Genomic DNA, 17,376 nt, shown 5'->3' with positions numbered 1-17,376 from the left:
TATGAAAACAGTGTGCCGCCTAATCGCCGTTCTTTTTGCTGTCTTGGCCGGGCATGCACAAGAAGAGGACCCCAAGATGAGGGAGAAGGCACTGGAAGCCTCCACCAACCTCACCTGGGAGGGCAACAAGAACATTTCCGAGGACAATTTCATCACGGGTGAAGTGGCCTACCGCAAAGCCATTGCCAAAAGTCCGGAAAACGCGGCCGCGCCCTTTAACTTGGGCACGGCCTACTACCAACGGGAAAGCTACAGCGAAGCCTTTGGCAGGTTTAAACAGGCCGGGGAAGTGGCCGCCTCAAAAGAGGGGAAGCACAAGGCCTACCACAATATGGGGAATGTGTTCATGCAGCGAAAAGATTACGCCAAGGCCGTAGAGGCCTACAAAGAGGCCCTTAGAAACAACCCCAAGGACGAGGAGACCCGTTACAACCTGGCCTTGGCCAAGGAGCTTCTGGAGAAGGACCAACAAAACCAGGACCAAAACGAGGACAACAAGGAGAATCAGGACCAGGACGATCAAAAGGAGGAGAACCAAGACCAGAAGGATCAGGGAGACGAGGGCGATCAGGGTGAGAACGACCAAAAGGACAAGGGCAACGAAGGAGACCAGAAAGACCAGCAAGAGGACGAGAACAAGGAAGGCGATGGCAACCAACAGAAGGAGCAGAACAAAAAACCCGAAGAGGGCGAAGGCCAGAACCAACAACAGCCCCGACCCAACCAGCTCTCCAAGGAACAAGTGGAAAACTTGCTGCGGGCCATGCAGAACGCAGAAAAGAAAGTAAAGGAAAAGATAGATGCCAAAAAAGCAAAGGGCACCCGTGTAAAAACGGAAAAAGATTGGTGATCAAAATGGCGAAACAAAACATCATATGGCTGCTTCTCATGTGCCTGTCCCTAGTGGCCAGGGCACAGGATGCCAATGGTGTTACCTTTGAGGTAAAGCTGAGCAAGCCCAAGTTGGGCCTGAACGAACGCTTACAGGTAGATTTTACCATGAACAAGGACGGCGACAATTTTTCCCCACCCAATTTTGAGGGCTTCAAGGTGCTTATGGGACCCTCGCAGTCCATAAGTCGTTCTTGGATCAACGGGGTGCGCAGCTATTCCAAAACGTATTCCTACACGCTAACCCCCAAGGCAAGGGGCACCTTTAAAATAGGACAGGCCAGCATTGTCATTGATGGGGAAACCTATAAATCATTGGAAAAAGAGGTGGTGGTCACCGCCGCCGTGGACCGTCCGGGCGAAGCGATGACGGCAGATGATGTCGCCGACGAAAACCTGCATCTGGTGGCCGAGGTTTCCAAGACCAACCCCTACCTGAACGAAGCGGTGAGCGTGGTGTACAAGTTGTACGTGAGTCCGCAGATCAGTGTGTCCAACTTCCAGCCATTGGACAACCCCACCTACAACAACTTTTGGAGCCAGGACATTAAAGTGAACACCCTCAATGCCCAAAATGGCACCTATAAGGGCAAACCCTACCGGTACGTGACCTTGAAGCGGGTGGTGCTCTACCCCCAAAAATCGGGCAAACTGGACATAGAACCCTATACCTTGGAGGTCACCGTGGACGTGCCCACCAACAAACGCGATTTCTTTGGGAGCAGGGTCTATACCCAGACCAACAAGCGCGTGGCCGCCGGGGCGCGCAGCATCAATGTTAAGCCCCTGCCAACGGCCAACAGGCCCGCCAGCTTCAATGGGGCCGTGGGGGAATTCGATTTTTCCCTGACCACCAGCAAGACCAGCCTTAACGCCTCGGAAAGTTTACAGGCCATTGTATCGGTCACCGGAAACGGAAACCTAAAACTCTTTAAGCTTCCCGAACCCGAACTGCCCAGTGCGCTGGAGGTCTATGAGCCGGAATTCAGCGAGGCGGTGCGAACCAATCTGGGCGGTATGCGCGGCGAGATCAGCAACAACTACACGGTGGTGCCCGCCTTTAAGGGAAAATACCCCATTAAACCCTTGGAATTCAGTTATTTCGACCCAAAAAAAGAACAATACTTCACCCTTACCTCAGATGAGGTGGTCATTGACGTGGTGGAAGGCCCTGTGAGCGGTGGCACCCCCAGCACGCTGCCCGCTGGCACGGGGAACAACAAACAAAATGTGGTGGCCACCGGCAGCCAGTTCAACTTCTTAAAATTGCAGCCCGGCCTCGTGCCCAAGGAAAGCACCTATTTCTTTGGTTCCACCGCCTTCTACCTTTGTCTGCTGGCCCCATTGGTGAGCATCCCACTCTTTATTCTGTTCCGCAGAAAAAGGGAGGAGATCGCCAGTGATGTGGTGGGCAACAAAATCAGGAAGGCGAACAGATTGTCACGGAAATACCTGTCCAAGGCCCGCAAGCTGCTGGGCCAAAAAGAGGCCTTTTACATTGCCCTGGAAAAAGCCCTGCACAATTACCTAAAGGCCAAGTTGAAGATAGAGACCTCGGAATTTAGCAAGGACAAGATCGCCACCCTTTTGGAGGACCGCAACGTGGAGGCTTCCGTGCGCTCGGATTTCATCGATTTGCTCAAAAATTGTGAGGCCGCCCGCTACAGCCCCTTTTCTCAGGTACAGATGCAACAGGACTATGACATGGCCAGTGACGTCATCTCCATAATGGACAAACAACTGTAACATGAGACAGCTACCCATCCTTTTGTTGTTTTTGTCATTGTCAGGGAACCTGTTTTCCCAGAACAGCGAGCGCTTCAACCAGGCCACCGAGGCATACAACAACGGTGATTACCAAGAGGCCGTTTCACATTACATGGAGATTTTGGAGAGCGGACAACATTCCGCGGCCCTTTACTATAACCTGGGCAATGCGCACTACAAGCAAAACCATATTGCCTCCAGCATCTACTACTACGAAAAAGCCCTGTTGTTAAGTCCCGACGATGCCGAAATAAAAAACAACCTGGCCTTTGCCCAGAACATGACCCTGGACGCCATAGACACGCTTCCGGAAACCGGTTGGTCCAGATTTTACAAGAAAATCACGGGGCTTTTCACCTTTGATCAATGGGCGGTGGGCGGCATTGTTTTCATGGCGCTCTTTGCCCTGCTCTTTATCCTGTTTGGCTACTCCCAGTACTCCTCGCGCAAGCGAAAGGCCTTTATTGCCAGCCTCATTGCCCTATTCCTTGCCGTGGCATCACTGGCATTTGCCTATCTGGAACACAATGCCTTTATGGCCAAACAACCGGCCATTGTTTTTGCCGAGGAAATAGACGTGCGATCGGAGCCCAATGAGAACGGTACGGTCATCTTCCAGCTGCACGAGGGCACCAAGGTGAACCTCTTGGAAACCCTGAACGATTGGAAGCGGATCAAGCTCACGGACGGGAAGACGGGCTGGCTGCCATCGGCCTCCGTGAAGGCACTGAAAGATTTCTGAGAACGGCCGGGGAACCGCACATTGGCCTAGCATCATCGTTGTTTTGGAGACCGATGGCCACAGCGAAACGCATCCCTTTTTTTATTTTTCTTTTCTCCCCCTAACTTGGTTTAAAATCTTAATTTTGCAACTCATTGACCATTTCCATGATCGATACCATCAAAGAACATATTGCCAAGGTGGAAGCCTTTTCGGCAGAGACCAAAGAAGCCGTTGAGACCTTTCGCATCGCCTATCTGGGAAAAAAAGGCATCTTGAACCAGCTTTTCGCAGAATTCAAGAACGTTCCCAACGAGCAGAAAAAAGAATTTGGCCAGACCATAAACCAGCTTAAATCTGCCGCCACCGATAAAGTGGCCCAGCTGACAGCCAGCCTTGAGAACCCCTTGGAGGAGAGCGGCAAATACGGGGACCTGACCCGTCCCGGAAACCCTGTGGCCTTGGGGGCAAGGCATCCCATTTCCATTGTGAAGAAACAGATCATCGACATCTTTTCGCGTATAGGTTTCAATGTGTCCGAAGGCCCGGAAATTGAAGACGATTGGCATAACTTCACCGCACTGAACCTGCCCGAGTACCATCCGGCCAGGGACATGCAGGACACGTTCTTTGTACAGACCGATCCGGACATCCTCCTGCGTACCCACACCTCTTCCGTGCAGGTGCGCTATATGGAGAACAACCAACCTCCCATCCGAACCATTTCCCCGGGGAGGGTATATAGAAACGAGGCCATCTCGGCACGATCGCACTGCTTCTTCCACCAGGTGGAAGGGCTCTACGTGGACAAGGATGTTTCCTTTGCGGACCTGAAGCAGACCCTACAATACTTTACCAAGGAAATGTTCGGGAAGAGCAAAATACGGCTAAGGCCCTCCTACTTCCCCTTTACCGAGCCCAGCGCCGAGGTCGATGTCTATTGGGGACTGGAGACCGAAACGGATTACAAGATGACCAAGGGCACGGGCTGGTTGGAGATCATGGGATGTGGCATGGTCGATCCCAACGTGCTCACCAATTGCGGAATAGATGCCGAGCAATATTCCGGTTTTGCCTTTGGCATGGGCATAGACCGCATTGCGCTACTCCTTTACCAAATTGGAGACATACGGCTGCTCAGCGAAAATGATCTGCGCTTCCTGGAGCAGTTCAAGGGGGTGCTGTAGTATGCTGTCCTTGAGATTAGATAGGCCCTCTTTTAGGCCAATGCGCTGAGTACAGGGCAAAAAATGGAAGTGTTGGTCTTGGTGTCCCCTAAGCGTAAGGGAAAAGACCCATTGCCCTAGCTTTTATGATCACTTCAACTGCCCGCCCCGAACACAATGGAGGTGGCGCTCCAAATGGGAATGTAGCCATCGATCCCTTAGGCCATATCCTAAAACCGATACTTTTCATTTTTCCCACCATGATGTTTGTGGGTAAAAACGCTGTGTTTACAATAGCATCTAGGATTGGAAGACCTAGGATTTTATGTTCCATGAATCATAGAGATTTACTTTAGTGGTGTTTGTAATGGGACATGTTTTTAGTTTTAGGTCTTAGGGTCCTACCTCTGGCCAATACCATTTCCGTTGCCAACAGTCTTGGTGGCATCTTATTCCTTCCGAAGCCCAGGTGCTTGGGGGCCATGCAACCCAGAAAAGCCTTGAAACGGTCCAAAAATCGCTCCTATTCGCTTGAAGGCGAAACGTTCTGACCCCTTTTTAAAAAAGAACCCATTCATCGGCTGCTTTGCCTTTGGGAACGGGAATGAATAGTTTAAATTTCAATAGTCATAGTATTGCGTTCGTTATTGAAAGCCAAACTTTAAGATAAAAATAACATCCTACCGCCCGGCCATAGATGGCAAACCGCGCCATAGTGTTTATTTTTAGGGCCAATTAATTAAACACATTTCTATGAAAACCATTAAAGAAGTCGTTCTAAAGGGCGATAACAATGAGTCCGTTACCGTAAAGCCCCTTGTGGAAGATATTTTAAACGCCGAACAGCAAGCGGCACTGACCCCAGATGAGGTCATAGCCAGCCTCAAGGAAGGCAACCGCCGGTTTGTCTCCAACGACCTCACCGCCCGTGACCATACCCAACAAATACGCAAGGCCACCCACGGGCAGTTCCCCAAGGCCGTGGTGCTCTCCTGTGTGGACAGCCGGGTACCGGTGGAAGATGTTTTTGATAAAGGGATAGGGGATATGTTCGTGGCCCGTGTGGCCGGGAATTTTGTGAACGAGGACATCTTGGGCAGTATGGAATTTGGGTGCAAGGTATCCGGGAGCAAGGTCATCCTTGTTTTGGGCCACGAGCACTGTGGGGCCGTAAAGGCCGCCATTGGCGATGTGAAACTGGGCAATATCACCGCAATGCTCACCAAGATCACCCCAGTGGTAAAGGCCACGGATTTTGATGGGGACAAGACAGCGGACAATCCCGACTATGTACACTTGGTCTGTGTGAACAACGTACTGCACACCATGGAACAAATACGTGAAAAAAGCCCCATTCTAAAGGAAATGGAGGAAAAAGGGGAAATTAAGATCATTGGCGGCGTGTACGACATGGACACCGGAGTGGTCGATTTTCTCTAGTCCCGTACAGCGCTTTTTTAACCAACCCATTTAGTTACAGCCATGCTTAAATCTTTGTATGACACCCAGTTCTTAAAAGGGGACATAACCGGCGGCCTGGTGGCCGGGGTCGTGGCCCTTCCCTTGGCCCTTGCTTTTGGTGTACAATCTGGCCTTGGCGCCATTGCGGGCCTCTACGGGGCCATTGCCGTGGGCATCTTGGCCGCCATTTTTGGGGGTACCGCCACCCAGGCCAGTGGGCCCACCGGCCCCATGACCGTGGTCTCGGCCGCCTTGGTGGCCAGCGCCATTGAAACAGCGGGGAGCCTACAGGACGCCATGGGCATTATCTTGCTCAGCTTCCTCTTGGGCGGCGCCCTTCAGATTGTTTTTGGTCTGATCAACATTGCGGGGTACATCAAGTATTTTCCCTATCCGGTCATTTCTGGTTTTATGAGCGGGGTGGGCCTGATCATTGTGATCCTTCAGATTTTTCCCTTTGTGGGGCTGGATTCGGCCAAATCCACCTTAAAGGTAATGGCCGATCTGCCTCGGCTCTTCAGCGATTTCAATTGGCAGGCCTTGGCCTTGGGGGTCCTCACGGTGCTCATTTACTACCTTTTCCCAAAAATTACAAAAGCCGTTCCCAGCGCCTTGGTGGCCCTTATTGCCGTATCCTTGTTCGCCTACTTCATCCAATGGGACGTTCCCATAATAGGCGAAATACCGTCCGGACTCCCTTCCCTGCAACTCGAGGGACTTTTTAACGTGGATGCCAGCAACTACTTCATGATCTTGGAATACGGTATGGTGCTCGCGGTATTGGGTTCCATAGATTCGCTGTTGACCTCCGTCATTGCCGACAACATGACCAAGACCAAGCACAACAGCAACCGCGAGCTCATTGGGCAGGGCATTGGCAATATGGCAGCCGCCCTCATTGGGGGCATCCCGGGCGCCGGCGCCACCAAAGGCACGGTGGTGAACATCAATTCCGGAGGGCGCACCAGGCTCTCTGGGGCATTGCACGGTGCCTTTTTGTTGGCCATCCTTTTGGGACTCAGTTCCCTGGCCGCCTACATTCCCCTGGCGGTCTTGGCGGGAATCCTTATTCCCATAGGATTCAAGATCGTGGACACCAAAGGTCTAAAACACCTGAACAAGGTGCCCAAGGCAGACGCTGTGGTGCTGATCTTGGTGTTGCTGTGGACCACTTTTGGCAGTCTCATACAAGCCGTGGGCATTGGCGTTACCTTGGCCGCCCTGTTGTTCATGAAGCGCGCCAGTGACATTGGGGAGAAAGGCATGCAAGTGGGCACCTTGGCCGGTTTTGGGGGAGAAAAACCATGGCCGGACGAAAAGGAGTTTCATGAGCGGTTTAAGCACCAAATTTTTATAAAGCATCTCTACGGGCCCCTTTTCTTTGGTTTTACCTCCCATTTCCAGGAACAGATCAAGGCCATTGAGGATGGCATCAGGGTACTGGTGATCCGGATGGACCGGGTTCCCTACGTGGATCAATCCGGGATCTATGCCCTGGAAAACGCCATTCTGAACCTGAACCTAAAAGGGGTAAAAGTAGTCTTCACGGGGCTCCAAGAACAGCCCAGGGACTTGTTGCGCTCCATAGACATCATTCCCAACCTGGTTCCGGAACATCAGGTCTTTGCATCCATGGAAGACAGTTTTGAATGGATGGAAAATGAATTGGAACAGCCCTAGAACACCGCCAAAACACGGAACACAAGTTCGTTGTTTCACCGACCAAAAGCGGAGCGCCGTAGCCAACGCTCCGTTTTTTTTTGGTCCCAAAATCGTTAAGGGCAAGGATGCCGTTTTGCTTTGAGGGTGTCCGGATCGATGGCCCCTGCCCCATCCAGGACACCTCAATTTTAAAAAAAATATAACATCCCATATTTTGTGGCCGATTGCCCATTGGTTAGCTTGAAAAAAAATAGAGATGACAACCTTAAAAAACAAAGTGGCCTATATCACGGGCGGATCCAAAGGCATTGGACTGGGAGTGGCCAAAGCCCTGCTCAACCAGGAAATGCGGGTGGCCATAGGCGGCAGGAGCGAAGAGCGACTGGCAGCGGCCAAAGCAGAGCTCAACCAGGACAAACGCGTCCTTACCCTGGTGTCTGATGTGGCCAAAGCGGATGACGAGGAAAACGCCATAAAGGACATCGTGTCCGCCTGGGGCCAATTGGACGTGGTGTTGGCCAATGCCGGGGTGGGGCACTTTGCCCCGGTGGACGAACTTTCCCTGGAACATTGGACGCAAATGATAAACACCAACCTTACCGGCGCTTTCCACACCCTGAAGGCGGCCGTGCCCCATCTAAAGAAAACGGAGGGATACTATATGACCCTGGCCAGTTTGGCCGGAACCAATTTCTTTGCTTCGGGCGCAGGCTACAATGCCTCCAAATTTGGTGTGGTGGGCTTTACGCAGGCCGTGATGCTGGACCTTAGGCAATTTGGCATTAAGGTGAGCACGATCATGCCGGGCTCGGTGGCCACCCATTTCAACAACAATGACCCCGGGGAAAAAGATGCTTGGAAAATACAGCCCGAGGACATTGGCACTCTGGTCGTGGACCTCTTGCGCATGCACCCCAGGACCTTGCCCAGTAAAGTGGAGGTACGGCCCACGAGACCCGACCTCAAAAAGAAAAATTGAGTCCAACCCAGCGCTTGGGGCACGTGGTGCATCCCTTGCCCAGGAAGATGCTAGCTCCGGCCGGCAAGTCCCCGGAACATCTTGGGCCCTTGGAACGCGTTCATTACTTCTTTTCCTTGAAGGGGATGTCCGTGTCCGTCATCTCATAAAGAAGCGCGTAGAGCATCTCCAGGAAAGCATCTAAGGTATCTTTGGTGATGCTGGGGTCTTTTTCCCGTGCCCTGGCAGAGGCTTTTTTGGCAAAGAACATGGTGCCGGCCGCGAGATTTTTAAAGGAGACGATCCCTGCCCGCATGGGCAATGCGTCCCGTCCTTGGGAAAACATCAGCGCATAGCACAACAATTGAAACGCGGTCTTGTGCCTGTCCTCCCTCCAGATATCTTCCCAAAGGAAGACCGAAACATCCGAGGCATTTACCCTACCGGTCTTGTAATCAATGATCCTCATTTCCCCATTGCACTGCTCTACCCGGTCCAATTTTCCGTGAAGGAACACCTCTTGGCCCAGAAGCGGCTTGGGCAAGGCCATTCGCAGGTTCAGTTCCAGGCCCAACAACTTTACCCGGTTCTGTTCCACATGTTCCATTTCCTGATCCAAGAACCGCTGTATGTACTGCTGTATGACATGATAGGAAAGATAGTTCTTCCCCCTTGCCAACTCACTGTTTCCGTAGGTCTTGTCAAAATTACGCTTCACCACCTTGGGAACGTCCTGTTTTGCCCCCTTTAGAAAGGCCGGGGTAATGTAGTCTCCCAATATGGGCGTATAAAGGGTCTCCAAGGCGTCATGCACAATGGTGCCAAAGGTATTGGCGGCCATGGTCTCCTCTACTTGATCCATCTCCCCGATCCCCAAGAGATCTTGTTTGTAAAAGGTCATGGGGTCTCTAATATAGTTGCCCAGAGCACTGGGCGACAGCCCTTTGGCCATCTTTTCCCGAAGCAGCTCCATAAGGGCCGGCGTCTTTGGAATTTCCTTGACCTTGGGCTGTGCGGCACCTACCTTCGCCGCCACGATCACCTCCCGCACATCCGTTCTTTTGGGATCCGTGAGCAGTTGGGTGATCAGGCGGCTGCGTTCCCCACCTTCCAAACTATCCGGCTCGGTATTATAGAGCAGGTACACTTTTTTGGCGCGCTGCAGCAAGCGATAAAAATGATAGGTATAAACAGCGTCCTTTTCCTTGTACGTGGGCAGGCCGTAGCGCAGTTTCAAATCATGGGGAACAAAGGAGTTCGTTACTTTTCCCGCCGGCAGAATGCCTTCATTGACCGAAGTGATGATCACGGTTTCAAAATCCAGGTTCCGGCTCTCCAGCATCCCCATGATCTGTAGCCCCTGCAGGGGCTCACCCTCATAGTCCAGGCTGTCCGCGGCCAACAGCTCTTTGAAGAACTGTACCAAGGTGCCCATATCCTTTACAAAAGGAAAACGCTCCACCGTGGCTTCCAGCCGATTTACCACGGTCTGTATGCGGTACAGTTCTTCCATGGCCATTGCGTCTTCCTTGGCAGACAATAGCTTCCGCAGATGGGTTATGAGCAGTTGCAGTTGGGTCAGGACCTGGGATATGGTGGCCCCGTCGGCCTCCATTAAACGTTCCACGATGTAGGCACGGCCCTGCGTCTTAACGGTTAGAAAGGCTTTGTCCACATAGCTCCTATTGGCCTCCTTGATTGCGGCCGCGAGCCGTTGCAGGCCGTTTTGTTCCTCAGGATCCAACATACCACCGGGATGCTCCAGAAACCCCAACAGGTCTTTGTGGAACCATCCCCTGTCTCCATGGGCCCGAAGGAGTTCCAGGAACGCCAAGAAATAGGATGCCAGGGGCGTACTGGACAAGGGCATCCCCATGGTAATATTGGCGTGGGGGATGGACTGTGGGATGGCGTTCATTATGGGTTGCAGCAGGTTTTCGTCTCCCAGCACCAAAGCGGTGCGTTCCACTGCTTCCGCCCCGGAATCATGCACATCCTGCAAGATTTTGCCAACATACTTGGCCTGCGCCACACTGCGGGAAACGCCAAAGACCCGTATCTCTTTCTTTGCCAAGTAGCTCCGGTGCACCCCCTCTAGCCCCCCATCCTTGAGGGTGTTCCATTGCTCTCTATATCTTCTGATAAAAAACCCCGCGTCATGCACCGGATCATCCAAGAAATACGGGTCAATGTCCCAATAGATGGTTGAATTGGAAGATTCCAATAGGGCACGGATTAGACGACTTTCGGCGGCATTCAACGCGTTGAACCCCACAAAGCAGTGGGGCCGGCCCAATTCCAGGTAGGGTGCCAGGGAATCCACCGCCCGCCTATAGACCATGCCCTGATTGCCCAGGCCCTTGGCCAAAAGGTCTTTGGCAAAACGCTGGTACAACGGATATAGGCTGTTCCAAAACTTAAGATAATCTTGCACCAACTGGGTCTTCTCCTCTGCCAGGGACCAGTGGTTCAACTCTTGCACATCGGCCAGGTTGCCAAAAATGTCCTTGGCGTTGACCAAGTGACGGTCCACCTCATTGAAATCCTGTAGCAGCGTCGGTGCCCATTTCAGGAAAGCCTCAAAGGTATCCTTGTTGGGGAGGTCCAACTTCAAATAGGACTCATAGAGCAGGAACAAAAGCTGATCTTGTGGGGCGTAGGCTATTCCAGACAATTGCTCCACAAATTCTTCAATACTGTAGATCTCCGGCGCCATACGGACCTCCTCGCTTGCCTTTCCCAGTGCCGCCCTTAAGAAGTTCCCTGCCCGCTTATTGGGCAAAACGAACACCACTTGGCCCAGGTCGCCATACTTGCCCTTTGCAGAGGCCACTACTTCTTCCAAAAAACTACGCATACGCCAAAATAAAAAAAGCTCCGCGAATTGCGGAGCTTTTAGATATAAAACACTTAAGTTTTTAGAAACGCCCTTATTTGATAAGGTTGATTTCCGTCCTTCTGTTCTGAGCCCTGCCAGCGCTGGTATTGTTCGTGGCAATTGGCTTGTCCTCACCGTAACCGATGGCCGTTAACCTATCGGCAGAGATGCCTTCTTTGATCAAGAAGTCACGTACGGAGTTGGCTCTCTTTTCAGAAAGGGATTGGTTCAATTTAGCACTACCACGGCTGTCTGTGTGTCCTTCAACAGTAAACTTGGCCTGTGGGTACTCCCTCAAAATTTTGATGATGTCCACAAAAACAGATACTGTTTCGGTTTTCAATGTAGCTTTACCGGTATCGAACAAAATGGTCTTGGCGTAATCGTTCAATTGCTTCTGAACCTCTTCGGTCACCTCGGGGCAACCATTGTTGGCCACGGTTCCGGCAACGTCTGGACAGGCATCATCCTTGTCCAATACACTGTCGCCATCCTTGTCTGGCCATGGGCAACCATTGTTGGCGGAAGGACCGGCCTCGCTTGGGCACTCGTCATCCTTATCGGCAACACCGTCACCATCGGCATCTGGGCATCCTGCAAGTGCAGCAGTACCAGCCTCGTTTGGACAAGCATCGTCCTTGTCTGCAATGCCATCACCGTCCGCATCTGGGCAGCCGTTCATTTCCATGGAACCTGCCTCGTTGGGGCAGCTATCTTTGCTGTCCTCGATACCATCGCCGTCTGCATCTGGGCAACCGTTGAAAGCCTCTAGACCGGCAACTTCTGGACAAGCGTCGTCTTTGTCATAAACACCGTCACCATCCGTATCGGTTCCGCCAAATTTAACGGAAAGACCGGCCAAGTGCTGAAAATGCTTCACGCCATAATCCTCAAAAGCGTGCTTGTAGTTGGATTGTAGTGTTAGACCGATGTTCTCAGTGAACCAGACATTGAAGCCCAAGCCCCCGTTCACGGTACCGGCACCAATCTCATCTACCCAGGTGTAACCACCACCGATCTCAATAAAGGGATCGATCACGGTTTCCCTTTTGATGAAGTTATATTTAATGGTACCATCCAGAGCATAGTGCGAAAGATCGTCCACCGCATCATCTCCGAATTTGCTGATTTTATTTAATGATCCCCTAGCTCCGATGGAGAAACCATCGCCGATAGACCTGGACACACCAATGAAGGAGATGGAAGGAAGGATGTTCCAGTGGTCTGTGGCATTGAAGAACTCATTGCCAAAAGAACTCACATCCCCAGTGGGATACACGTCTATGGCGTTAACCCCGAACTGCACTTGCCAAGGATTGTTCTCGTCCTGCGCCTGCATGCTGTTAAATCCTACAAAAAGTAGGGCAACAACCAATAACTTGCTAAGATGTTTCATGTTTAAATTTTTAAGTTTAAGTGTTTATTAGCTGCAAATGTAAGTTGTTAAGGATTATTAACAAAATCAATTTCTTATTTTTTTTAACGCATTTAGTGGGATAAATACAGCATTTAAACGATTTTTAAGGTTTGTCCCACCTCCGTAAATGCCCTTATGGCCCGATCGAGATGGCCTTTTGTGTGCGCCGCCGATAACTGAACCCGTATGCGGGCCTTGCCCTTGGGCACAACGGGATAAAAGAACCCAATGACATAAATGCCCTTTTCCAGTAGCATATTGGCCATTGTCTGGGACAGTTTGGCGTCATAGAGCATGACGGGAACTATGGCAGAATCCCCTTCCATGATCTCAAAACCGGCCTCTTTTATGCCTTTTTTGAAATAGGCGGTATTGGACTCCAACCGGTCCCTCAGGCTCGTGTCTTCCTTGAGCATCTGGAACACCTTGATGGATGCGCCCACGATGGCGGGCGCAAGGGAATTGGAGAAAAGGTAGGGCCGGGACCGCTGTCTGAGCATTTCTATGATCTCTTTCTTGCCCGTGGTGTAACCGCCCATGGCGCCCCCCATGGCCTTGCCCAAGGTTCCGGTGATAATGTCTATGCGGCCCATGACCTTTTTGGCTTCCAGGGTGCCCTTGCCCGTGGCACCGATGAACCCCGTGGCGTGGCATTCGTCTATCATGACCAGGGCGTCGTGGGCATCGGCCAGATCGCATATCTTGTCCAGGGGCGCCAAGAGCCCGTCCATGGAGAAGACCCCGTCCGTGACAATGATCTTGAAACGGGCGCCATCTGCCTTGGCCTGCAGGAGCTGTTTTTCCAGATCTGCCATGTCATTGTTGGCATAGCGGTACCGTTTGGCCTTGCACAAACGAACACCGTCAATGATGGAGGCGTGGTTCAGCGCATCTGAGATAATGGCGTCCTCAGCGGTGAGCAGCGGTTCAAAAAGGCCTCCGTTGGCATCAAAGGCGGCCGCGTACAAAATGGTGTCCTCGGTTTGGTAGAATTCCGCTATTTTCTGTTCCAGTTCCTTGTGAATGTCCTGTGTACCGCAGATAAAGCGCACGGAAGACATGCCAAAACCGTGGGTGTCCAGGGTATCCTTGGCCGCCTGCACCACCTCCGGGTGCGAGGAAAGGCCCAAATAGTTGTTGGCGCAAAAATTGATGACCTCTTGGCCGGAATCTATTTTGATCACCGCGTCCTGTGGGGTCACGATGATGCGCTCTTCCTTGTATAACCCCTCTTCCTTGATTTGCTCCAGCTCCTTTTTTAAATGCTCTTGTATTGCTCCGTACATGTTATTGAATTTGTTCTACAGTTATCTTATCTGAAAGATACACAATGATTTTTTGGGCCACAACAAAACCCATTTCTTTATAGGCATTGGCGTAGCGTTTCAGCTGTTGGGCGTATATTTCCTGAGGCTTTCCTGTTTTATAGTCCACAATGGTCACGGCACCCTGAACCAGTACCACGCGATCGGGCCGTAGGTTCTGGCCGTTGGGAATGAAGAGTTCGCGCTCGTTCCAGACCGTGTTTCCCTCTTGATACAAATGTGCCAGGTCCGGGTGGTCCATGACCTGCGCCATCAGTTGCCCCACGTCCCGGGCCTCTTCCTCTGCCAGGCTGCCTTGCGTCACGGCATCTGCCACCACCTTCGCCAGGTCCTTGGCAGTCTTTACCCTGCCAAATAGGGCATGCAACAGATTTCCCCGGTCCAAGGCCTTGTCCCTGCCATTGTCCCAGAGCATGCCGGCCCTTGTCATTACCCGGAATCCCGGTCGGTCTTTTTGGGTATATATATAAGGTATGCCCTCTGGGTGGGTTTGCCCCCCAATATTTTGCGTGCCGCCCTTTCCTTTGGGCAATTCCCCAAAGGTGTAGGTGTCCCTTTCCGGTTGCCATTGCCCAATGGAATCCAAATAATGCATCAACAGGCCCGCGTAGCCCTCTGTCTTATAGTTTCCCTTGTTGTCGGTATCTTTTGGGCTTATGACGTACAGGGCCATTTCGGCACGCGTCATGGCCACATACAGCACGTTCATGCTGTCCAATTGCAATTTCTCGTCCTCCCGGCAGTACCTGTCCCGGGCCAACTCACTGTATTCCAAAACGGTTTTTCTTTTGTTGATCATTACCTCGGAAAAACCATTGAAATGCTCCGCCTTCACGGGAAGCCACATCTTTGGGCCCCTTTCTTCCTTAAGTGGGGTGTTGGCATAGGGGAAGATGACAATGGGAAACTCCAGGCCCTTGCTCTTGTGAATGGTCATGACGCTCACGGCGTCCATGTTTTCCGGGGCACTGATGTTCTTTTCATTTCCCTTCTTCTCCCAAATGGCAAGGAAAGACTGCAGGTCGCCGCCCTTTTTTATGTACACATCCAGCACCAGGTCCATAAAGGTGGTGAGGTGCGCATCGGAAGCCGGGGCCAGATCAAAGGCCTTTATGGCGTATTCCATGGCATCGTACACATGGCTTCCCTTGAATTTCCTCAATGAAAATCCAAAATGTGCCCGCAAATGACTTTCGGGGTCCTGCAAGACCGCTTGCACAAAAAGGTGCTTGTCCTTAACATCTTTGCACAGAAAGTAGGCCAACTCAAAAGCAACGTCCCTAGCGTTTGGTTGTAGGGCGTAGGTGGCCAAATTGACCAAAAAGGCCACTTTAGGGTTGCCCGCCAAGGTCAGTGAGTCTGGGGAGACCACGGGTATGTTGGCTTCCATAAGCCCATTGGCCAAGGCTTTTCCGTGGGCCTTTTTCCGGGTGAGCACGCAAATGTCCGAATGGGCATGGCCCTCCCGGAGGGCCTCATGAATGATGTTCACCGTTTTTGCTATGTAGGCCTCGTCCCCATCATCTTCCAAGAACGTGAGCGACACGTAACCGCCGTCCTTGGCATTGGCCTCTTGGGCATTTCCTTCTTTGTAGAACGCCTCATAGTCTGGCCGGTTCAAAAATTGGCTGGCGGATTGGAAAAAGGCATTGTTAAAATGAACGATTTCCGCGTGGCTGCGATAGTTTCTGGGCAAGACATTGACCTGGGCGGCCACGGAGAACGGATGTTCCTTTTTATTGGCCAGATCAAGGAACTGTTCTGCCTTACCGCCCCTCCAACGATAAATGGCCTGTTTTGCATCGCCCACCAGGAAGAGGCTTCCCTGGCGGCCCTGCATGTCCTGGCTCTCCAAGGCGCTCGCGATCAGGGGCACCAGGTTCTGCCATTGCATGCTGCTGGTGTCCTGAAACTCGTCCATAAAGTAATGCCGGTACTTTTCCCCGAGCCTTTCGTAGATAAAGGGAGCGGGCTGATTTTTTATTTCCTCTGAGATGATGGCATTGAATTCAGAGATCAACATCTGATCCCTTTCTTCCTGGAGGCCCTTTAGCTCTTTCTGTATGTTCCTGAGCAGTCCCAAGGGAACCAGGTTGGCACGCACATTCTTTAAAAAATCATATTGATGAAGTTTCTCCTTGATCTCCAAGTAGGCCTTTAGCAGGTAATCCCCATGCTCGGCCGCATCATGCTTGGCCTTGCCGTTAAAGAACTTGCCAGTGGCCAACTGCTCCTGGAGGGTGTTGGCATACAGGGCACGCACATCCAGGTCTCCCCGGAGCACCTTTGTAAAATGCTTGGGCAGGGTGCCCCTTGAAAAGTCGGCTTCCTCCAGGCCGTTATCGGCCAAATAGGCCACAACCCCTTTTGCGGTTTCCACGCATTGGGCGCCCAGCCGCCGCATGCGTTCCAAAAGTTGCTCCTTTAGCACCAAAAAATCGGTTGTTTCCCGCTTTTCCAGAAGGTGCAGGTGGTGGTGGTAATCTTCCTTAAACAAAATTTGGCCAATGCCAACCAGGTCAAAACCAATGTCCCATGAACGGTCGTCCTCGGTTTTTTCCAAGGCAAAATCCAGCAATATGGAAGTCAGTTCCCGATCCTCCCCGGCCTTGGCCACCACCCTGCCCACGGCCTCGTCCAACAACAGGTCTTTGTTGAGCACCACCTCAAAGGTCTGGGATATCTTAAGGTCCTTGGCAAAGGTACGGACCAACCGGTGCGTAAATTTATCTATGGTGCACACATCAAAAAAAGCATAGTTGTGCAAAAGTTCTTTTAAACGTTCCCTGCACAGGGCGCGCAGTGCGGGGGCGCTCAGTCCCAGTTTGGCCGCCAGCTCCCGAAACATTGGATCCTTGTCACGGGGTGCATCTTCCCTTCCAAATTCGTGGAGGCTGTTTACAATGCGGTGCTTCATTTCGTTCACCGCCTTGTTGGTAAAGGTAATGGCGAGAATGCGCCCAAAGGCCCCTTTTTGGCGAAGTACAATTTCCAAATAGGCCCGGGCAAGCGCATAGGTCTTGCCAGATCCCGCTGAGGCATTATATAGTTTGAATGGGTGGTCCAGTGCTGCTTTTAATCTGCAAATTAAGGATTATGCACCGGTTCTTAACAAATAATTATAGGAATC

11 protein-coding genes are annotated in these 17,376 nt (G+C 51.8%); 7 read left to right on the top strand and 4 right to left on the bottom strand.

Features of this window, described 5'->3' with window-relative positions:
* Position 1: 1 nt before the first annotated feature.
* The 7 genes from ACKWCC_RS02670 to ACKWCC_RS02640 all read left to right on the top strand — a co-directional run bounded on the left by ACKWCC_RS02670 (position 2) and on the right by ACKWCC_RS02640 (position 8,647).
* A complete protein-coding gene (locus tag ACKWCC_RS02670; RefSeq protein WP_413994351.1) occupies positions 2–850 on the top strand; it encodes a tetratricopeptide repeat protein in 849 nt (282 codons plus the stop codon).
* A 5-nt stretch (positions 851–855) separates the two neighbouring features.
* Positions 856–2,637: a BatD family protein gene (locus tag ACKWCC_RS02665; RefSeq protein ID WP_413994350.1), complete on the top strand. Its 1,782-nt coding sequence runs from the start codon at positions 856–858 to the stop codon at positions 2,635–2,637.
* Position 2,638: 1 nt separating this feature from the next.
* A complete protein-coding gene (locus tag ACKWCC_RS02660) occupies positions 2,639–3,400 on the top strand; it encodes an SH3 domain-containing protein (protein ID WP_413994349.1) in 762 nt (253 codons plus the stop codon).
* Between the two features lie 146 nt (positions 3,401–3,546).
* Positions 3,547–4,566 (top strand): phenylalanine--tRNA ligase subunit alpha, encoded by a 1,020-nt coding sequence (pheS, locus tag ACKWCC_RS02655; protein ID WP_413994348.1) that lies wholly within the window; start codon positions 3,547–3,549, stop codon positions 4,564–4,566.
* Positions 4,567–5,298: 732 nt separating this feature from the next.
* A complete protein-coding gene (locus ACKWCC_RS02650) occupies positions 5,299–5,985 on the top strand; it encodes a carbonic anhydrase family protein (protein ID WP_413994347.1) in 687 nt (228 codons plus the stop codon).
* 42 nt (positions 5,986–6,027) lie between these two features.
* Positions 6,028–7,686, top strand: a complete 1,659-nt coding sequence (locus ACKWCC_RS02645; protein WP_413994346.1) for a SulP family inorganic anion transporter — start codon at positions 6,028–6,030, stop codon at positions 7,684–7,686.
* A gap of 238 nt (positions 7,687–7,924) precedes the next feature.
* Positions 7,925–8,647: an SDR family oxidoreductase gene (locus tag ACKWCC_RS02640; RefSeq protein ID WP_413994345.1), complete on the top strand. Its 723-nt coding sequence runs from the start codon at positions 7,925–7,927 to the stop codon at positions 8,645–8,647.
* 103 nt (positions 8,648–8,750) lie between these two features.
* Here the strand turns inward: ACKWCC_RS02640 and ACKWCC_RS02635 are convergent, their stop codons facing one another.
* From ACKWCC_RS02635 to ACKWCC_RS02620, 4 genes are all read right to left on the bottom strand, one after another.
* Positions 8,751–11,483: a PD-(D/E)XK nuclease family protein gene (locus ACKWCC_RS02635; protein WP_413994344.1), complete on the bottom strand. Its 2,733-nt coding sequence runs from the start codon at positions 11,481–11,483 to the stop codon at positions 8,751–8,753.
* Positions 11,484–11,556: 73 nt separating this feature from the next.
* Positions 11,557–12,900, bottom strand: coding sequence for an OmpA family protein (locus tag ACKWCC_RS02630; RefSeq protein WP_413994343.1), 1,344 nt, complete (start codon positions 12,898–12,900; stop codon positions 11,557–11,559).
* 113 nt (positions 12,901–13,013) lie between these two features.
* Entirely contained in the window at positions 13,014–14,207 is a 1,194-nt protein-coding gene (gene kbl, locus ACKWCC_RS02625; protein ID WP_413994342.1) for a glycine C-acetyltransferase, read from the bottom strand.
* A gap of 1 nt (position 14,208) precedes the next feature.
* The gene (locus ACKWCC_RS02620) at positions 14,209–17,313 is read right to left on the bottom strand and encodes a UvrD-helicase domain-containing protein (protein WP_413994373.1); all 3,105 of its coding nucleotides are present in this window, start codon (positions 17,311–17,313) and stop codon (positions 14,209–14,211) included.
* Positions 17,314–17,376 lie beyond the last annotated feature (63 nt).

The organism is Maribacter aquimarinus (assembly GCF_047345505.1).
Classification (GTDB): domain Bacteria; phylum Bacteroidota; class Bacteroidia; order Flavobacteriales; family Flavobacteriaceae; genus Maribacter.
The sequence above is the reverse complement of the archived record's forward strand: the minus strand, read 5'-3'. Positions and strand labels throughout refer to the sequence as shown.

Coding starts and splice junctions, on each gene's coding strand:
- ACKWCC_RS02670 (WP_413994351.1), top strand. CDS start 2: ATGAAAACAGTGTGCCGCCTAATCGCCGTTCTTTTTGCTGTCTTGGCC.
- ACKWCC_RS02665 (WP_413994350.1), top strand. CDS start 856: ATGGCGAAACAAAACATCATATGGCTGCTTCTCATGTGCCTGTCCCTA.
- ACKWCC_RS02660 (WP_413994349.1), top strand. CDS start 2,639: ATGAGACAGCTACCCATCCTTTTGTTGTTTTTGTCATTGTCAGGGAAC.
- pheS (WP_413994348.1), top strand. CDS start 3,547: ATGATCGATACCATCAAAGAACATATTGCCAAGGTGGAAGCCTTTTCG.
- ACKWCC_RS02650 (WP_413994347.1), top strand. CDS start 5,299: ATGAAAACCATTAAAGAAGTCGTTCTAAAGGGCGATAACAATGAGTCC.
- ACKWCC_RS02645 (WP_413994346.1), top strand. CDS start 6,028: ATGCTTAAATCTTTGTATGACACCCAGTTCTTAAAAGGGGACATAACC.
- ACKWCC_RS02640 (WP_413994345.1), top strand. CDS start 7,925: ATGACAACCTTAAAAAACAAAGTGGCCTATATCACGGGCGGATCCAAA.
- ACKWCC_RS02635 (WP_413994344.1), bottom strand. CDS start 11,483: ATGCGTAGTTTTTTGGAAGAAGTAGTGGCCTCTGCAAAGGGCAAGTAT.
- ACKWCC_RS02630 (WP_413994343.1), bottom strand. CDS start 12,900: ATGAAACATCTTAGCAAGTTATTGGTTGTTGCCCTACTTTTTGTAGGA.
- kbl (WP_413994342.1), bottom strand. CDS start 14,207: ATGTACGGAGCAATACAAGAGCATTTAAAAAAGGAGCTGGAGCAAATC.